Source organism: Mycobacterium paraense (assembly GCF_002101815.1).
Taxonomy (GTDB): domain Bacteria; phylum Actinomycetota; class Actinomycetes; order Mycobacteriales; family Mycobacteriaceae; genus Mycobacterium; species Mycobacterium paraense.
Genome location: NZ_LQPM01000006.1, coordinates 248,244 through 266,398 on the forward strand (window position 1 = coordinate 248,244; position 18,155 = coordinate 266,398).

Here is an 18,155-nt window from a genome sequence, read left to right on the forward strand (position 1 = left end):
CCCGAGAAGAAAGCTTTAGGAGAACTGAGATCGTGAGTGTGCCCGCCCGGCCTGCGCCGCTGTTCGCCGACATCGACGACGTCTCGCGGCGGTTGGCCGAGACCGGCTACCTGCCCGACACCGCCACCGCCACCGCCGTGTTCCTGGCCGACCGGCTCGGCAAGCCGCTGCTGGTCGAGGGTCCCGCCGGCGTCGGCAAGACGGAGCTGGCCCGCGCCGTCGCGCAGGCCACCGGCTCGGGCCTGGTGCGCCTGCAGTGCTACGAGGGCGTCGACGAGGCGCGCGCGCTGTACGAGTGGAACCACGCCAAGCAGATCCTGCGCATCCAGGCCGGCTCCGGCGACTGGGATCAGACCAAGGACGACGTGTTCAGCGAGGAGTTCCTGCTGCAGCGCCCGCTGCTGACCGCGATCCGGCGCACCGAGCCGACCGTGTTGCTGATCGACGAGACCGACAAGGCCGACATCGAGATCGAGGGCCTGCTGCTCGAGGTGCTGTCCGACTTCGCGGTGACGGTTCCCGAGCTGGGCACGATCACCGCCGAGCGCACGCCGCTGGTGGTGCTGACGTCCAACGCCACCCGCGAGTTGTCGGAGGCGCTCAAGCGCCGCTGCCTGTTCTTGCACATCGACTTCCCGAGCCCGGACCTCGAGCGGCGCATCCTGTTGTCCCGGGTCCCCGAGCTGCCCGCGCACCTGGCCGAGGAGCTGGTGCGCATCATCGGCGTGCTGCGCGGGATGCAGCTGAAGAAGGTGCCCTCCATCGCCGAGACGATCGACTGGGGCCGCACGCTCCTGGCGCTCGGCCTGGACACCATCGACGACGCGGTGGTCGCCCAGACCCTGGGTGTGGTCCTCAAACACCAATCCGACCAGCAGCGCGCGGCCGGGGAGCTCAGGCTCAACTGATGGCCCGCCGCGTCCGCCCCACCCGCCCGCTCGCCCCGCACGGGCTGCCGGGCCACCTGGTGGGGTTCGTGGAAGCGCTTCGCGGAGTGGGCATTTCGGTGGGGCCCTCGGAGACCGTGGACGCCGGCCGGGTGATGGCCACGCTCGGCCTGAGCGATCGCGAGGTGCTGCGCGAGGGCATCGCCTGCGCGGTGCTGCGCCGCCCCGATCACCGCGACACCTACGACGCCATGTTCGACCTGTGGTTCCCGGCGGCGCTGGGCGCGCGCGCGGTGGTCACCGACGACGCGGCGGACGAGGCGTCGGGCGGCGAGTCGCTGCCGGCCGACGACGTCGAGGCGATGCGCCAGATGCTGCTGGACCTGCTCAACGAGAACCCCGACCTCGCGGAGATGGACGAGCGCCTGGTGGCGATGGTCGCGCGGATCGTCGAGGCCTACGGCAAATACAGTTCCAGCCGCGGCCCGTCGTTCTCGTCGTATCAGGCGCTCAAGGCCATGGCGCTGGACGAATTGGAGGGCAAGCTGCTGGCGGGCCTGCTCGCCCCGTACGGCGACGAGCCCACCCCCACCCAGGAGCAGATCGCGAAAGCCCTTGCCGCGCAGCGGATCACGCAGCTGCGCAAGTTGGTCGACGCGGAGACCAAGCGCCGCACCGCCGAGCAGCTCGGCCGCGACCACGTCCAGATGTACGGCATTCCGCAGCTTTCCGAGAACGTCGAGTTCCTGCGCGCCTCGGGTGAACAACTGCGCCAGATGCAGCGCGTGGTGGCGCCGCTGGCCCGCACCCTGGCGACCCGGCTGGCGGCCCGCCGGCGGCGGTCGCGCGCCGGGGTGATCGACCTGCGCAAGACGCTGCGCAAATCGATGTCGACAGGCGGCGTGCCGATCGACGTGGTGCTGGCCAAACCCCGCCCGGCGCGGCCGGAACTGGTGGTGCTGTGCGACGTTTCGGGTTCGGTCGCGGGCTTCAGCCACTTCACGCTGCTGCTGGTGCACGCGCTGCGCCAACAGTTCTCGCGGGTCCGGGTGTTCGCGTTCATCGACACGACCGACGAGGTGACCCACATGTTCGGGCCCGAGGCCGACCTGGCCGTGGCGATCCAGCGGATCACCCGGGAGGCGGGCGTCTACAGCCGCGACGGGCACTCCGACTACGGCAACGCGTTCGCGTCGTTCGCGCAGGCGTTTCCGAACGTGCTATCGCCGCGTGCGTCGCTGCTGGTGCTCGGCGACGGCCGCACCAATTACCGCAACCCGGAGACCGAGCTGCTGGCCCACATGGTGACCGCGAGCCGGCACGCGCACTGGCTCAACCCCGAACCCAAGCACCTGTGGGGCAGCGGCGACTCGGCGGTGCCGCGCTACCAAGAGGTCATCACGATGCACGAATGCCGGTCCGCCAAGCAATTGGCCGCGGTGATCGACCAGCTGCTGCCGGTCTGAGGGCGCGGGCGTCGCCTCGTTTCACACCGGCCACACGCGTCCCCGTCGGCGGCGGTGCTCTCTGTGCCCGCCTCACAGCGACAACTGGGGGAGGCGCGACCGTTGTCGCTCGGAGGCGGGCACAACACGTGCCGTCCCCCGCGGAGGCTGCTGTGGCCCCTGTGACGAAATGGGGCGGCGTCGCGCGCTCAAGTAAGCTGGCACATCGTGCAAAAGCAGCTTCGCAGGTTGGGAGTGATGGGTGGGACGTTCGACCCCATCCATTACGGCCACCTGGTTGCCGCCAGTGAGGTTGCCGACCTGTTCGACCTCGACGAAGTGGTGTTCGTGCCCAGCGGCCAGCCGTGGCAGAAGAGCCGGCACGTCTCCGCCGCCGAGGACCGCTACCTGATGACGGTGATCGCCACCGCGTCCAATCCCCGCTTCTCGGTGAGCCGGGTCGACATCGACCGCGGCGGGCCCACCTACACCCGGGACACGCTGCGCGACCTGCACGCCCTCAACCCCGAATCGCGGCTGTACTTCATCACCGGCGCCGACGCGCTGGAAAGCATCCTGTCCTGGCAGGGCTGGGAGGAGCTGTTCGGGCTGGCGCGCTTCATCGGCGTCAGCCGCCCCGGGTACGAGCTGCGCCGCGAACACATCACCGGCGTGCTGGGCGAGCTGACCGAGGACGCGCTCACCCTCGTCGAGATCCCGGCGCTGGCGATCTCGTCGACCGACTGCCGCCAGCGCGCCGAGCAGGGCCGCCCGCTGTGGTACCTGATGCCCGACGGCGTCGTGCAGTACGTCTCCAAGCGCCGGCTGTACCGCGCCGAGCAAGCCACCGTGGCCACGGGGAACAACCCGTGACCGCCACGCAGGAAGCGATCGACATGGCGACCGTCGCCGCCAGCGCGGCCGCCTCGAAACTCGCCGACGACGTGCTCGTCATCGACGTCTCGGGCCAGCTGGTGATCACGGACTGCTTCGTCATCGCCTCGGCGTCCAACGAGCGGCAGGTCAACGCGATCGTCGACGAGGTCGAGGAGAAAATGCGCAAAGCGGGCTACCGGCCGGCGCGGCGCGAGGGCGCCCGGGAGGGGCGCTGGACGCTGCTGGACTACCGCGACATCGTCGTGCACATCCAGCATCAGGACGACCGCAACTTCTACGCCCTGGACCGCCTGTGGGGTGATTGCCCGGTGGTGCCGGTGGACCTGGATGAGCGCGACGAGGACGCAAGCGACTCCGACGACTCGGCGAGCGCGCAATGAGAACCCGACGCCTGGTGATGTTGCGGCACGGCCAGACCGATTTCAATCTCGGCAGCCGCATGCAGGGCCAGCTGGACACCGAGCTCAGCGAACTGGGCCGCGCGCAGGCCGTGGCCGCCGCGGAGGTGCTGGGCAAGCTGCAGCCGCTGCTGATCGTGTCGTCGGATCTGCGGCGCGCCTACGACACCGCGCTCAAGCTGGCGGAGCGGACGGGTCTGAAGGTCTGGGTGGACGATCGCCTGCGGGAGACGCATCTGGGCGACTGGCAGGGCATGACGCACGCGCAGATCGACGTCGAGGCGCCGGGCGCCCGCCTGGCCTGGCGCGAGGACGCGACGTGGGCGCCGCACGGCGGGGAGAGCAGGGTCGATGTGGCCGCCCGCAGCCTGCCGTTGATCGCCGAGCTGGTATCCGGCGAGCCGGAATGGGGCGACCCGAACCAACCGGACCGACCGGTGGTGCTGGTCGCCCACGGCGGGCTGATCGCCGCGCTGTCGGCCGCGCTGCTGCGGCTTCCGGTCGACAACTGGCCGATCCTGGGCGGCATGGGCAACGCGAGTTGGGTGCAGCTGTCGGGCCACTCCGAGGATTGGGGCGCCGGCGCCGATTTCGACGCCATCCGCTGGCGCCTGGATGTGTGGAACGCTTCGGCGCAGGTGTCCAACGATGTCCTCTGAGCCTTCCAGCAGGCGGGAACCCCGGCCCACCCTGCTGATCTTCGCCGACTCGCTGTCCTACTACGGGCCGACCGGCGGACTGCCCGCCGACGACCCGCGCATCTGGCCCAACATCGTTGCGGCACAGCTCGACTGGGATGTCGAGCTGATCGGCCGCATCGGCTGGACCTGCCGCGACGTGTGGTGGGCGGCGACGCAGGACCCGCGGGCGTGGGCGGCGCTGCCCAGGGCGGGGGCGGTGATCTTCGCGACGAGCGGGATGGATTCGCTGCCGTCGGTGTTGCCGACCGCGATGCGCGAGCTGATCCGCTACGTCCGGCCGCCCTGGCTGCGGCGCTGGGCCCGCGACGGCTACGGCTGGCTGCAGCCCCGGCTTTCGCCGGTGGCGCGGTCGGCCCTGCCGCCGCATTTGACCGCCGAATACCTCGAACAGACCCGCGCCGCAATCGATTTCAATCGCCCCGGCATCCCGATCGTCGCGTCGCTGCCGTCGGTGCACATCGCCGAGACCTACGGCAAGGCGCATCACGGCCGGCCCGGGACGGTGGCGGCGATCACCGAATGGGCGCAGCAACATGACATTCCGCTGGTGGACCTCAAGGCCGCCGTCGCCGAACAGGTGATGAGCGGCCGCGGCAATCCCGACGGCATCCACTGGAATTTCGAGGCCCACCAGGCGGTTGCGGAGCTGATGCTCAAGGCGCTGGCCGAAGCGTTGCAAAAATCTGAAGCGCCGAACGAGAAGCCGCGCGGGTAGGGCCATGAGTGTCGTGGTGGTGACCGACGCGTCGTCGCGCTTGCCCGCCGATCTGCTCGAAAAGTGGTCGATACGAGTGGTTCCGCTGCACATCCTGCTCGACGGCGAGGACCTGCGCGACGGCATCGACGACGTTCCCGACGACATCTACCAGCGGCACGCCACCACCGCGGCGGCCACCCCCGCCGAATTGGCCAACGCCTACCAGCAGGCGCTGGCCGACAGCGGGGGCGACGGCGTGGTGGCGGTGCACATCTCGTCGGCGCTGTCGGGAACCTGCGGCGCCGCCCAGCGGACGGCGGCCGACCTCGACCCGAACGTCCGCGTCGTCGACTCCCGATCCGCGGCGATGGGCACCGGTTTCGTCGCGCTGGCCGCCGCCCGGGCCGCGGCCGCCGGCGGCGACCTGGACGCGGTCGCGGGCGCGGCGACGTCGGCCGTGTCGCGCGGCCGGGCGTTCGTCGTGGTCCACCGGCTGGACAACCTGCGTCGCAGCGGGCGGATCGGCGGGGCCACGGCCTGGCTGGGCACCGCGCTGGCGCTCAAGCCGGTGCTGCGCATCGATGACGGGAAACTCGTTCTGGCCCAACGGGTTCGCACCGTCACCCACGCGACGGCGGCGATGATCGAGAAGGTCTGCGAGGTCGTCGGCGACGCCCCCGCCGCCGTGGCGGTGCACCACGTCGCCAACCCGGACGGCGCGAAGGAGGTCGCGGCGGCCCTGGCCGAGCGGCTACCGGCATGCGAGCCGGCGATCCTCACCCCGCTGGGGCCGGTGCTGGCGTTGCATGTCGGCGCGGGAGCCGTCGCCGTCTGCCTGGAACTACCCGAGTCCTAGCTCCCTCAGGCCGAAGCGGGCAGGAACCGCCCGGCCCGCAGGGCGTTGTCGCCGCGGGGGTGCACGACCTGTGGCCACCAGAACCACCGCCCGAGCAACACGGCGATCGACGGCATCAGCAGCGTGCGCACGATCAGCGTGTCGAGCAGCAGGCCGATGCAGACGGTCGACCCGAATTGGCCGAGCACGCGCAGCTCACTGCCCAGCATGGAGGCCATCGTGAACGCGAACACCAACCCGGCGGCCGTCACCACCCCGCCCGTGCCGGCCATCGACCGGATGATCCCCGTCTTGAGCCCGGCGTGTATCTCTTCCCGGAACCGCGACACCAGCAGCAGGTTGTAGTCGGAGCCCACCGCCAACAGGATGATCACCGACAGCGCCGCCACGATCCAGTGGATCTTGATGCCGAACAGGTCCTGCCAGATCAACACGGAGAGCCCGAAGGACGCCGCGATCGAGCTCGCGGCCGTGCCCACGATCACCAGCGCGGCGACCACGCTTCGGGTCAGCAGCAACATGATCATGAAGATCAGCGTCAGCGCCGAGACCACCGCGATCATCAGGTCGTACTTCTCGCCGTCGGCCATGTCCTTGAAGGTGGCGGCGGTGCCGCCGAGATAGACCTTGGCGTCCGACAGCGAGGACTGCTTGAGCGCCTCCTGCGCGGCGGTGCGCTCGGCCTCGACCCGTGAAATGCCCTCGGGCGTCATCGGATCGCCCTGGTGGGTGATGAAGAACCGCGCCGATTTGCCGTCCGGCGACAGGAACATGCGCAGCCCCGTCTGGAAGTCGGGGTTGTCGAAGGCCTCCGGCGGCAGGTAGAAGAAGTCGTCGTTCTTCGACGCATCGAAGCTCTGCCCCATGACGATCGCGGTGTTGCTCATCGCCTCCATCTGGTCGATCATCGCCTTGAACGTCTGGTAGAGCGTCAGCGTGATGCCCCTGGTGTTCTTCAGCGTCGAAATCAACACCGGGAACAGCGCATTCAGGTCGTGGGTGGCCTTGGCGGTGTGCGCGATATCGGCGGTGAGGTAGTGGAACTGCTCGGCGAGCTGGTCGAACCCGTCGAAGGTGTCGAACAGGGACCGTATCCCGATGCACAACGGGATGTCGTAGCAGTGCCGCTCCCAGTAGAAGTAGCTGCGTATCGGCCTGAAGGTGTCGTCGAAATCCGCGATGTGGTCGCGCAACTTGTCGGTGATCTGCGAGGTCACCGCGGTGGTCTTGGCGCTGTCGTCGGCGGCGTTGGCCAGGTCCAGCGAAACCTCGTACTGGCGCTGCGTCGTGTCGATCTGGGTCTGCAGGTCATCGGCCATCTTGAGGATGTCGTTCATGCGCTCCTTGAGGAAGCCCATGTTCTGCATGGTGGTCTGGCTTTGAATGCTGTTCTGGAACGGTATCGAGCTGTGCTGGATCGGAATGCCCAGCGGCCTGGTGATGTCCTGGACCATGGCGATGCCGAGGGTGCGCATCTCGTTTCGGGCCACCCGGTCCAACACCAGCATGTCGGCTGTGTTGCGCATGTCGTGGTCGGCTTCGACCATCAGCAGGTCGGGGTTCATCCGCGCCTCGGAGAAGTGCCGGTTCGCCGCCTCCTGCCCCTGGTTGGACGGGGCGGAGGCGGGCAAGTAGTGCCGGTCGTTGTAGCTCGTCACATAGCTCGGCAGGGCGACCATGCCGACCAGGACGACGGCGGCGCTCACCGCGAGAATCGGTGCGGGCCAACGCACTACGGCGGTGCCGACCCGGCGCCACAGCCGCCCTTGCCTGGCGGCGCGCTTGCGCTCGAAAAGGCCGAACTTGCTGCCGGCGAAGATCACCGCCGGACCGAGCGTCAGGCCGGCCAGGACCACGACCAGCATGCCGATCGCGACGGGTGCGCCCATGGTGTTGAACCACGGCAGCCGGGAGAAACTCAGGCAGTAGGTGGCGCCGGCGATCGTCAGGCCCGACCCGAGGACGACGGGGGCCACGCCCTTAAACGTGGTGTAGTACGCGGTTTCTCGATCCTCGCCGGCGCGCAGGGCCTCTTGATACCGGCCGACGAGAAAGATGCCGTAGTCCGTTCCCGCGGCGATCGCCAGCATGGTCAGGATGTTGGCGGCGAACGTGGTGAGCCCGAATGCGTTGTGATAGGCCAAAACCGCGACGACGCCGCGCGAGCAGGCCAGGGCGACGAAGGTCATGAACAGCTGGACCAGCGTGGTGACGATGGAGCGGTAGACCAGCAGCAGCATGATCGCGATCGCGCCCAGGGTGAAAAGCGTGATCTTGGCCAGGCTGGCGTTGCCGATGATGTGCATGTCGTCGGACAGCGCCGCGGGACCGGTGACGTAGGCCTTCACGCCGGGCGGCGCCTTGTTCTCGTCGATCACCTTGCGGACCGCGTCCACGGACTCGTTGGCCAGCGTGGTGCCTTGATTACCGGCGAGGTTGATCTGCACATAGGCGGCCTTGGCGTCGGCGCTCTGCGCGCCCGCCGCCGTCAGCCGGTCGCCCCAGAAGTCCTGGATGTGCTGGATGTGCTTGGGGTCCTGGCGGAGCTGCCGAATCAGGTTGTCGTAGTAGTGGTGTGCGTCGGGGCCGAGGGGTTGCTGGCCCTCCAGCACGATCATCACCGTGCTGTTGGAGTCGAATTCGCGGAAGTTATGGCCCATCCGCATCATCGCCTTCATCGACGGCGCGTCCAGCGGAGTCATCGGGGCCGAGTGCGCCTCGCCGACTTTTTCGAGGGTGGGGACGATGACGTTGACGAGCACCGTCACGAACACCCAGACCAGGATGATCGGCACCGCGAACCAGCGGATCATGTGCGGGATGTAGGGCCAGTGGCCGCGTTCCGGGCGGCGGGAGCCTTGCGCCTTGATCGGGCCGGTGTCCGCGGTGTCGTCGACGGCCCTGGTGTTCACCTCGCTCATGCGGACTTCACCAGGCAGAACGTCTGGGCGTTGTGGCCATCGGAGGCCTGCTGTTCGCGCACGACGCCGTCCACGGTGATCTTGCAGCTGATCCGGCTGCCGTCGGTTTGCGCCATGATGTTGGCGCTCACCGAGGGCAGCGTGGTGGAGATCGTCGTCGACCACGGCAGCGGTGCCGAATTGACCTGGTGTGTGTTGGCGTTCTCGTCCCAGTAGTTGATGTCCGCGACGCTGCCGGGGGGACCGGAGACCTCGTAGACCACGACCTTCGGGTTGAACTGGACGATCTCGATGCCGGCGCCCGCGTTCGCGTTGAGGTCCTGCGAGCCGAAGATCTTGTGCAGCCGCGACACGACCAATCCCGAGACCGCCAGAACGACCAGCAACAACAGCGGTATCCACGCCCGCTTGACGGCGCGGGCTATGGCGCCGGTCTTTGGTTCAACCCTCACCTGACCGCCTCCCACTCACCGCTGCGCGTGACAACATCTGTCGTCGACAGAACATTTGCTCAGCTAAGCATCGTAGACGGTAGTGCACGTAACCGTTCCTCGGGGTGGCGACTTTGTGATCACCGACACCGGCCGGTCAGCGGGCCACCCGGCCCGTGACCGGCGGGAGGTCGGCGAGCGTGACGATGCCGGGCTTCGCGGCGACGACGGCCGGGACCGCGTTGGTCACCGGCATCGCGGTGTAAATCATTCCCAGCCCCATGAATCCCGGCTCCGTCCAGTCCTTCGGCGGCAGGCAGTGCAGCACGGTGCGCATGTTGGGCAGGCCGAACACCTGAATGACGTGACCGTGCTCGAGCGGCTTGGGCGGCACCACGTGATTGCCCATGGTCCAGTTGAATCCGACGCTGACGACGTTGCGATCGCCCTCCCACCCGCGGTGGTACCCGTAGACGCTGCCCACCGTCCCCGCGGGGATCTTCATGAAGCCCAGGTCGGTGTCGGCGGTGGCGGCGGTGAAGGTGACGTCGAAGGTCATCCGGTCCAGCTTCGCCCCGATCGCGTCGGCCATCATGGCGGCGGACTCGGCGAAGACCTCGCTTTCTCGGCGCACGCTCTCGGCCAGCCCCGGGGTCTCGGGATCCTGCGAGAAGCCCATCGCCGTCTGGGTTTCGGCCGACTCGTAGGTCGAGCAGTCCACCGACTCGGTGATGCGGATCTCGTCGACGCGCTCGCAGGAGGCCGACAGCACCATGCCGACCATGTTCGTCATCCCGGGGTGGGCCCCGCTGCCGAAGATCGTCGAACCGCCGCGCTCGCAGGCGTCCACGATGCGCTCGCGGTCCGCCGGTGTCTGCTTGCCGCCGGTGATCCACGCGGCGCTGGTGCACACGTTGACGCCCGACTCCAGCAGCCGCACGAGTTCATCGACGTTGGGCCACAACGGGTTATAGCAACACGCGTCCGGTCGCAGTGCCAGCAGCGCGTCGATGTCGTTGGTGGCCTTGACCCCGGTCGGCTCCGGCCATCCGGACAGCTCGGCGGCGTCCACCCCGACCTTGTCGGCGCCGTGCGCGTACACCCCGACCAGCTCCATGTCGGGCCGGCCGATGATGGCGTGCAACGAGCGGCGACCGATGTTGCCGGTGGTCCACTGAATCACGCGAAACGGACGGTCTGCGCTGGTTGTGCTCATCGAATGGCTCCTTTGCCGGTGCGGTTGGACCCATTATGTTCAACCGCGGTCCGGGCTCAGGCGTCCAGTCGGGTGAATTGGTCCTGGCGGTATTGCTCGACGCAGGCGGCGCGGCGGATCTTGCCGCTCGTGGTGGTGGGAATCGACCCGGGCGGCACCAGGACGAGGTCGCCGACGTGCAACCCGTGCACGTTGGATATCGCCGAGGTGACGTCGCTCTTGACGCCGGTGAGCCAGTGCGTCGCGTCCTCGGCGGAGTCGCCCCGCTTCTTGAGCTCGACGACGGTGACCAGCTTCTCGGTGCTGTTCACCGGGACCGATATCGCCGCGACCCGGCCGCCCGTGATCTCTTGGACCGTCGCCTCGATGTCCTCGGGATAGTGATTGCGCCCGCGGATGATGAGCAGGTCCTTGATGCGGCCGACGATGAACAGCTCGCCGGAGAAGATGAAACCCAGGTCGCCGGTTCGCAGCCACGGCCCGTCGGGCGTGCCCGGCGACGGGTCGACGAGCACCGCGCCAAAGCAGCGTTGTTCCTCCGGGGGCTTGGCCCAGTAGCCGTCGGCGACATTGGGGCCATGCAGCCAGATCTCACCGACCACGCCGGGCGGGCACTCACGGCCCGTGTCGGAGTCGACGATGCGCAGCGAGGGTGATTGCGGCACTTTGTATTTGACCAGCGCCGTGCCGGTGCCCTCCGCGCACGGCTGGACGCGGCCGGCGGAGAGCTCGTCGGCGTCGAAATGGACCGCGCCGGACGAATCGCTCCAGGTGCCGGCCGTCACGAAGACGGTCGCCTCCGCCAGGCCGTACGAGGGGCGCACCATGTCCTCGCGGAAATTGAAGTGGGCGAACCGATCAACGAAGCGTTGCAGCGTGGCCGGCTCGACCCGTTCGGCACCGCTGATGATGCCCAGCACCCCGCCGAGGTCGAGCCCGGCCATGTCGGCCTCGGTCGTCTTGCGGGCGGCCAGGTCGTAGGCGAAGTTCGGCGCCGCGGAAAACGCGTGCGGACTCCGCGCCAATTCCTGCACCCATCTGGCCGGCCGCTCCAAAAACGCGACCGGGCTGGCCAGCTGGCCGTGGAAGCCGCCCAGGATCGGGGCGCAGACTCCCAGCACCAAGCCCATGTCGTGGTAGAAGGGCAACCACGAGACGATCGTGGCGTCCGCGGGGACCTTGATCTGGGACTCCGCGAAGAAGCTGCGCATCAGCTGGTCGAAATTCACCTGCAGGTTGCGGTGCGAGATCATGACCCCGGTCGGCAGCCGGGTGGAACCCGAGCTGTACTGCAAATACGCCGTGCTCGGCAAATCGGCTGTGCGAAGGCCGGTTCCGCCGTCGGCGTCGAGATCCAGCGCATCGATTTCCAGGATCTCGGGAACCGTGTCCAGGCCCGCTTGGTCGACGTATTCGGCGATGTCCTGCGCGACCGCGGACGTGGTGAGAACGACGGTCGGTGACGTGTCGGCCAGCACCGCGCCCACCCGCTCGTTTGTCGCGCCGCGGTGCGGCAGCGGCAGCGGAACCGCGATGAGCCCGGCCTGCATCGATCCCAGGAAGGCCGCGATGTAGTGCAAGCCCTGGGGCGCCAGGATCACCGCCCGGTCCCCGGCGGACCCGTGCAGGCTGAGTTCGCGCCCCACATTGAGCGTTCGGCGCGATAGCTGCGACCACGTGAGGCTTTCGGGCACGCCCGCCCAGTCGCCGTGGTAATCGGTGAAGGTGAACGCTATGTCATCGGGTCGCAGGCTGGCGCGCCCGTGCAGCATCGACAGCACGGATGACTGGGGCGGTGGTGTCACGTTACGTCCGTACTGGTTTGTCCAACGCGTCGCATCGCGTCAGTGGTCGGCCTGTCCCGCGCCGTGCGACAACACGGACATGGCACCGGCGAGGATCTGGGAGAAGGGGTCGGCGCCACCGCCGAAGGTCGCCTGGTTGGCCGGCGCGGTGACTTCCGCCGGGTCGAAGCCGTGCACCGGGTCCACCTGAACCGGGGCGGTCGCCGGGTCGTCGTTTCGCGAATAGCCGGCGTTGACCCGGGGGATCAGGATCGCGTCCAGTTTGTTCAGCGTGTCTTCCGGGATCCCGATGTATTTCAGCGGCATGACCAGCGGAAGGTGCTTCTCCGGGACCATGATCGTGGTGTCTTTCGCGCCCCGGGAGTTGATCGTCGTCCGGATGTTCTGCGGCGGCACCATGCTGCGGTTCGTGAAGGCCACCGCGGTGTGACCGGTGGCCAGGCCCATCAGCGTGTTGGCGAACGCGAACATGTTGTCGGGCCGGTCGGGGAAGTCCGCGATGGAGTCGTACGCGGCCACGAATCTGTCGGTGTCGTACTGGCTCTCGTAGGGCGGCGGCATCGTGTAGTCGAGCGCGGGAACGGTGCTGCCGACCGGGAACATGGCGGTCAAAAAGCTCTGACCGAAGGCGTGATGCCCGATCGGGTCGCCGAACGTGGCGAAGTTCAGCGTGTTCGGCGGCGGAGCGGTGGGGTCCGTCGCCAGGCGGGCCTGCGCGCCGTCGACCACGAACCCGCCCTCGGACAAACCGATCGCCGTACCCGGCCGCCCGGTTTTGATCGCGCCGACCAGGTTGTCCACTCCCGTGTCGACCGACTCGCCGACGCTGGGGCCGTCCAGGCCCAGGCCGGGAAGGATCTCATCGCCGAACTTGCCGATCCCCGGGAAGAGCCGCCCGAGCACGTGGCCCTGAACCTGCCCCGCCGGGTAGTTGATGATCTCGCGCTGCTGGCCGGGGAACCATTGGGCGCCCTCCTGGCGGATGTATTCGTCGTAGGGGATGCCGAGCACGTGGGCGCCGCCGAGGGCGAACGCGGTCTGGTCGCCCGGCGCGCCCGGTGTCGGCGGTCCGCCGATCGGCGTGTCGTCTGCGGACACCCGGCCGGCGCCGAAACACCCTGCGGCGCCGACAGTTACCAGCGCCGTCACTCCTGCGAGTAGTTTCCTCATCCCTACCCCTGACCCCTCGGCTTCTCTAGTCTCACATACGTCATGGGTGCGCCCCGACCGGGTTGCGGCCGGACGCCCGTGACGGCCACCAGTTCGCCCGGCCGATCAGCGCGGCGACGGCGGGAACCGTGATGGTGCGCACCAAGAAGGTGTCCAGCAGGATCCCCACCCCGATCACGAAGCCGCCCTGGACCACGGTACCGATGCTGGAGAACAACAGACCGCCCATCGACGCGGCGAAGATCAGCCCCGCGGCGGTGATCACCCCGCCCGTCGAACCCAGGGTGCGAATGATGCCGTACCGCACGCTGCGCGGCGATTCGTCACGCATGCGCGAGACGAGCAGCATGTTGTAGTCGGCTCCCACCGCGACCAACACCACAAATGCCAACGGCGGCACGCTCCAATGCAGGTGCTGGCCGAGCAGCAACTGGAAAACCACGACACCGATTCCCACCGCCGACAAGAACGAGATGACCACGGACGCAACCAGATACAGCGGCGCGATGATCGCGCGAAGCAGCGCCATCAGGGTCAGCAGCACGACGAGCAGGGTCACCGCGATGATGAACCGGATGTCGTGCTGGTAGTAGTCGCGCGTGTCTTTCAGGCCGACGGTGTATCCCGCCATCGAGATGGTGGCGTCGGACAGCGAGGTGTTCGGTTGGGCACCGCGGGCCGTCGCGCTGATCGCGTTGACCTGATCCATGGCCTCGGTGCTGAACGGATTCAGTTTGGTCTGCACCAGGTACCGCACCGAGTGGCCGTCCGGCGAAATGAACGCCTTGGCGGCCTGCTGAAACTCCTTCAGATGCAGCAGCTGCGAGGGGATGTTGAAGCCGGCCATCGCCGGTTGCGCCGCGTCCTGCTTCAGCGACAACAGGAACTGCGCCGACTCGCTGAGGCCCGCGCCGAGCTGTTTGACCTGGTCGACCAGCTGGGCCACCGCGTCGGCTATTTGCCGGCTGCCGCCGGCGAATCGGTCGGCGCCGTTTTGCAGGCTGTTCAGGTTCGCCTGCAGGCCCCCGGGCTGGTCGATTCCCATGGAGCGCAGCACGGTGGTGAGCTTCGTCAGGGCGGCGCGCAGGCGGTCCGTCGACGCCTTCAAAGCCCGTTTGTCCTGGTATTCCTGCAGCTGGTGGGACAAGTCGTTGATCGCGTCGAGGTCTGCCTGGTCGCGCCCGCCGGTCAGTTGCTCGAACGTGCCGCGGGTGGCGCTGCACGACGGATCGGCATCGCAGACCGGGTTGCCCTGCAGCGCCGTCAGCACCGGACCCATCCAGGCGAACATGTTCTTGGCGGCCGTGAAGTTCCAGCCCATGGCATTGCTGAGCGAGTTGACGTGGTCGACGAGCTGGGCCGCCAGGTCGACCTCTTTGACCAGCGTGTCGCCGCTGTACTGGTTCTTCGTCGAGGAGAAGGCGTTCTCCAGCTCCTGCACGCTGGCGGTGAGCTGGCTGACCTGGCCGCGGACTTCGCGCAGGCTGTTGGCCAGCGTGCCGGCCCCGTCGACCAGCCGGTTGAGGTCGCTCGTGTGGTCGTTGATCAGGTTGGAGCCGCCGGCCAGCATGGTGCCGATGGCGCCGGCCTGATAGGTGGCCCGGAACTGCTCCGGGACGTTTCCGGTGGGACGGGTGATGCCGCTGACGGCGGCGACGTTCGGCAGCTGGCTGATGCGGGACGCCATCTGCTCGAGGTCCGCGAGGGCCTGCGGGTTGCGAAGGTCACGCGGTGACTGGACGAGGATGTACTCCGGGATGGACTGGTTCACGTTGAAATGGCGATCCAGCGCGGCGTACCCGACGGAGCTGGGCGCCGACGGCCGCAGGGCCTTGCGATCGTCGTAGTTGTAACGCACCAGGCCGGCACAGCTGGCCAGGATGATCAACACGAGCAGGCTGGCGACCAGGTGGGCCCTGGGCCGGCGCACGATGCGCACCCCGGAGCGCCGCCAGAACCGAGCGGTCAGTTCGCGCCGCGGCTTGACCCAGCCGCGCGGCCCGGCGAGCACCAAAATCGCCGGCAGCAGCGTCACCGCGGCGAGGAATGCCACGCCGATGCCGATCGCCGACGACGCCCCGACCGTCTTGAACACTCCCATCCGGGCGAAGCTGATCACCAGAAAGGTGATCCCCACGGTGCTGGCCGAGGCGGCGATCACTTTCCCGATCGAGTTCATCGCCCGCCTGACCGCGTCATCGAAATCCGCGCCCGACCGCCGATAGTCGTGATAGCGGCTGATGAGAAAGACCGCGTAGTCCGTTCCGGCGCCGGCCATGATGGCGCTGAGGAACACCATGGACTGGTTCGACACGCCCGAGCCCGTCAGCTGCGAGTATCCCGCCACCAGCGCCTGCGCGATCACCAGCGACAACCCGATCGTTATCAGCGGCAGCAGCATGGTGACGGCGCTGCGGTAGACCACCAGCAGCACGATGAGCACCAGGACGCCGATCGCCAGCTCGATGGGAAGCCGGTCCCGCTGGCCCGCGACGGTGAGGTCGGCGACCGTCGCCGCCGGGCCGGTGACGTTAGCCGTCAGGGGCGTTCCCGCGACCGTGTGTTTGACGATGTCGCTGATCCGGTTGAAGGCGTCGTAGGACCGTGGCGTGCCCAATTCGCCCGCGACGCCGACCGGCAGCACCCAGGCTTTGTGGTCCGCGCTGGTCACGACCTGACGCAGCGGTGGCGTGGTGATGAAGTCCTGAATCATCACGACGTCCCGCGTGTCCCGGTGCAGCGCGTCGACGAGTTTGCGGTACACGGCTTCGTCGTCGGGCCCCAGCCCCTTGTCGTTGGTCAGGACCACCAGCATCAGGTCCTCGGAGCCCGATTCGTGGAACGCCTCGGTCATCTTGCGGGCGGTGACGTTCGACGGTGCATCGCTGGGCAGGATGGCGAGCGGATGCTTCTGGGCCATCTCGCTCAGCGATGGGAGTGTCAGCGGCAGGGCGACCGCAACCGCGACCCACAGGCCGATCACCATCCAGGGCCAACGCACCACAAAATCGGCTAGCCGTCGCATTTCGCCTTCACCTCGAACCGTGCAATTCCGCGCCACGAGCCACCGGATTACCCCACGCTACGCAACGCGTCCCCAATGCCCGCTGGCCGCGACCCGCGCGCACACGGACTTCATCGCTTCCATATAGCGGGTCACTGATTTCTGGGCGACCGGATTATCCGGATACATGATCGCCATTGCGGTGCCCTCGCCGTACCGGAATACGTAAATGGTCAGCTGATACGAATACCGGCCGTCGGAATAGATCCCGAGATTGTTCGCATAACCGAGGTCGGCCGCCGCGAGGACGGCGTTGAGGGGAGCCGCGCCGCCGTGCAAGAAGTTGGACACCGGGAAGTTCGGCTCCGGCCAGTTCAGCCATGGCGCCAACTCGAGCACGCGGTAATACGGCACCTTCGCCAGGTGCAGACCGGAATCGAACGACGACTGCGCCGCCCATGCGGCCTCGCCGAACGAGGCCGCGGCTATCGGCACGGTGATCGGGACCAGGCCGGTGAACCAGCCCTGGGTCATGAAGTTGTCGGAAGTCCTGCGGGTGTCCCTCGGAGTCAGGCCGTAATACGTCAGGGCGCCCGTGAATTCGTGCTCGACCAGGGCGAAGCAGGCGAACAAGCCGCCGACGAAGCGTGCGCCGACCGCTCCGCAGGCCGCTTCGAACCGCTCCGTCTGCGCCGGATCCATCAGGAATTCGGAGATCAGGTTGCTCTCGCTCGGCTCGGTCGGGTCACCCAGCGGGAGGGGAAATTCGGGAAAGCCGCCGTTGTTGTTTTCGGCGAAATCGATCCACGCGCGCACCCCGGGCGAATCCACCGTCAACGACGACGTGTACTGGCGTTCGCGGGCGCAGAATTCGTTGAAGCTGCCGGCATCGGGCAACGCGAGGGGTTCGCCGCCGCCACTGAGCGCCGCGTACATTCCGTTGGCCTCGAGCATCGTGGTGCCGATCAGCGTGGCGTCCCCGTGCACGTGATCCATGGCGGCGAAGAAAGTGAAATGCTTTTCGCCTTGGACGATGCCGAAGGTGAAGCAGCCCCATTCCAAGGGGTTCGGTATGGCCACGACGTGGGCGCGTATTTCGTCGACGCCCATCGGGCCGTGGTCGATCGGCGTGAATTCGATATCGGCGGGGTCGGTCAGGGTGTGCCTGAGGAACTCTCCGTCGCCGGTGTGTTCGAACCAGCTGCGGAACGTGTCGTGCCGGCGCAGGTAGGCGTTGACGGCGTGGTCCATGGCGGAGATGTCGCACTGGCCGGGCACTTCGCAGGTGGCGATGATCTGCCGGGAGAAGTCCAGCCCAGCGCCTGTCCGCTCGACGTAATTACGAAGATGCTGGCCCTGCATGTAGCTGACCGGCACGAAACTGACCGGCGCCTGCCGGACCTTCTCGGCGGCCGTGGTGGTCGGGTGCCAGGAGATGACTGATCCTGGGATCGGCTCCCAATCGCCCAGTGAGCCGATCGTGATCTTCCCGATTCGCAATATTTTCTCCCCGGTTGGCGCGGCTGGTACGGCCGCTGCTAGCGACACCCAAGATAACCCTCTCGGCGGGCACCGTCGGCGGTATGCGCGGACGCGTCCCGTACCGCGAAGGCAGCTGGCACGGTAGTGACGACCGCCCCGGCGTGGGACACGAGCCGGTCGGCACGCCCCGACCATACTTGCGCGATGCGCCGCCGGAAGCAGCCACACTTGGCATACTTGCCGTC

The 18,155-nt window shown here is 67.9% G+C and carries 14 protein-coding genes; 7 read left to right on the forward strand and 7 right to left on the reverse strand.

Annotated features, from left to right (window positions below):
• The first annotated feature begins 32 nt into the window (after positions 1 to 32).
• The 7 genes from AWB89_RS04545 (at position 33) to AWB89_RS04575 (ending at position 5,881) form a co-directional block, all read left to right on the forward strand.
• Positions 33 to 908: an AAA family ATPase gene (locus AWB89_RS04545; protein WP_085094450.1), complete on the forward strand. Its 876-nt coding sequence runs from the start codon at positions 33 to 35 to the stop codon at positions 906 to 908.
• Complete coding sequence (locus AWB89_RS04550; RefSeq protein ID WP_139830508.1) at positions 905 to 2,353, forward strand: vWA domain-containing protein; 1,449 nt, start codon at positions 905 to 907, stop codon at positions 2,351 to 2,353. Before AWB89_RS04545 ends, AWB89_RS04550 begins: the two co-directional genes overlap by 4 nt.
• Positions 2,354 to 2,560: 207 nt before the next feature.
• Complete coding sequence (gene nadD, locus AWB89_RS04555) at positions 2,561 to 3,205, forward strand: nicotinate-nucleotide adenylyltransferase (protein ID WP_085171876.1); 645 nt, start codon at positions 2,561 to 2,563, stop codon at positions 3,203 to 3,205.
• A complete protein-coding gene (gene rsfS, locus AWB89_RS04560; RefSeq protein ID WP_085171879.1) occupies positions 3,202 to 3,609 on the forward strand; it encodes a ribosome silencing factor in 408 nt (135 codons plus the stop codon). The genes nadD and rsfS overlap by 4 nt, the downstream gene beginning before the upstream one ends.
• Complete coding sequence (gpgP, locus tag AWB89_RS04565) at positions 3,606 to 4,286, forward strand: glucosyl-3-phosphoglycerate phosphatase (protein ID WP_085171882.1); 681 nt, start codon at positions 3,606 to 3,608, stop codon at positions 4,284 to 4,286. Before rsfS ends, gpgP begins: the two co-directional genes overlap by 4 nt.
• On the forward strand, positions 4,276 to 5,043 hold the full coding sequence (gene octT, locus AWB89_RS04570; RefSeq protein ID WP_085171885.1) for a diglucosylglycerate octanoyltransferase: 768 nt from the start codon (positions 4,276 to 4,278) through the stop codon (positions 5,041 to 5,043). The genes gpgP and octT overlap by 11 nt, the downstream gene beginning before the upstream one ends.
• A 4-nt stretch (positions 5,044 to 5,047) precedes the next feature.
• Entirely contained in the window at positions 5,048 to 5,881 is an 834-nt protein-coding gene (locus tag AWB89_RS04575) for a DegV family protein (RefSeq protein WP_085171887.1), read from the forward strand.
• Between the two features lie 5 nt (positions 5,882 to 5,886).
• On the opposite strand, the gene AWB89_RS04580 is transcribed toward AWB89_RS04575, so the two are convergent.
• From AWB89_RS04580 to AWB89_RS04610, 7 genes are all read right to left on the reverse strand, one after another.
• Positions 5,887 to 8,802, reverse strand: coding sequence for an MMPL/RND family transporter (locus tag AWB89_RS04580; RefSeq protein ID WP_085171889.1), 2,916 nt, complete (start codon positions 8,800 to 8,802; stop codon positions 5,887 to 5,889).
• Positions 8,799 to 9,254 (reverse strand): MmpS family transport accessory protein, encoded by a 456-nt coding sequence (locus AWB89_RS04585; protein ID WP_139830509.1) that lies wholly within the window; start codon positions 9,252 to 9,254, stop codon positions 8,799 to 8,801. Before AWB89_RS04585 ends, AWB89_RS04580 begins: the two co-directional genes overlap by 4 nt.
• 136 nt (positions 9,255 to 9,390) lie before the next feature.
• Positions 9,391 to 10,449, reverse strand: a complete 1,059-nt coding sequence (locus tag AWB89_RS04590; RefSeq protein WP_085171891.1) for an NAD(P)H-dependent amine dehydrogenase family protein — start codon at positions 10,447 to 10,449, stop codon at positions 9,391 to 9,393.
• 56 nt (positions 10,450 to 10,505) lie between these two features.
• Positions 10,506 to 12,254 carry an AMP-binding protein gene (locus AWB89_RS04595; RefSeq protein WP_085171893.1) on the reverse strand — a complete coding sequence of 583 codons (1,749 nt, stop codon included), beginning with the start codon at positions 12,252 to 12,254 and terminating at the stop codon, positions 10,506 to 10,508.
• Between the two features lie 39 nt (positions 12,255 to 12,293).
• Entirely contained in the window at positions 12,294 to 13,424 is a 1,131-nt protein-coding gene (gene pe / locus AWB89_RS04600) for an acyltransferase PE (RefSeq protein WP_085094470.1), read from the reverse strand.
• A gap of 40 nt (positions 13,425 to 13,464) precedes the next feature.
• Positions 13,465 to 16,449, reverse strand: a complete 2,985-nt coding sequence (locus AWB89_RS04605; RefSeq protein WP_085171895.1) for an MMPL/RND family transporter — start codon at positions 16,447 to 16,449, stop codon at positions 13,465 to 13,467.
• A 57-nt stretch (positions 16,450 to 16,506) separates the two neighbouring features.
• Entirely contained in the window at positions 16,507 to 17,928 is a 1,422-nt protein-coding gene (locus AWB89_RS04610) for a condensation domain-containing protein (RefSeq protein WP_085171897.1), read from the reverse strand.
• Positions 17,929 to 18,155: the final 227 nt, after the last annotated feature.